Source organism: Mycobacterium sp. 1245801.1 (assembly GCF_001673055.1).
Taxonomy (GTDB): Bacteria; Actinomycetota; Actinomycetes; order Mycobacteriales; family Mycobacteriaceae; genus Mycobacterium; species Mycobacterium europaeum_A.
In genome coordinates this window covers 1-547 of record NZ_LZKY01000202.1, presented here as the reverse complement: position 1 = coordinate 547, position 547 = coordinate 1, and the positions used below count along the sequence as shown (strand labels likewise).

Below are 547 nucleotides of genomic sequence, written 5' to 3'. Positions count from 1 at the left end.
ACCCACTCGCCGCGATGCCGAAAACCCGACGCGGTCGAACCGGTGTCCACGGGCACCACCGCGCCCCGTTGCGGCGCAACGCCTTTGGACCTGGCGGTGTAGGCGGCGCGCAAATCGGTCTGGTCCCGCTGGTCGCGGCGGTCGGCGCTGTCACCGGCGCCGCGACGCACTGGTACTACAGCACCCTCGGGCTGGCCAGCGAACCGCCGCCATGGCAAATGTGGCTGTGGACCACGTTGGCGGGCTCGGCCGTCGCGGTCGCAGTCGCCAGCTGGCGCCGCGCCGGGTGGTGGCGACGCAATGTGTGCGTGTTCGCGGCATCGTTCTGCCTGTTGAGCGCGGGCCTGACCATCAACGCGTGGCTGGGATATTTTCCGACCGTCTCCGCCGCCTGGGGCCAGCTGACCAATGGACCGCTGCCGGACCAGACCGATTTGCGCGCCGCCTACACCGCCAGGTCCAAAGGCGTTGCGCCGCAACGGGGCGCGGTGGTGCCCGTGGACACCGGTTCGACCGCGTCGGGTTTTCGGCATCGCGGCGAGTGGGT

Annotated in this window: 1 pseudogene; it reads left to right on the top strand. The window is 70.6% G+C overall.

Features of this window, described 5'->3' with window-relative positions:
• Positions 1-14: 14 nt before the first annotated feature.
• Positions 15-547 (top strand): annotated as a pseudogene (locus A5622_RS12670) (hypothetical protein); the annotation flags it as partial.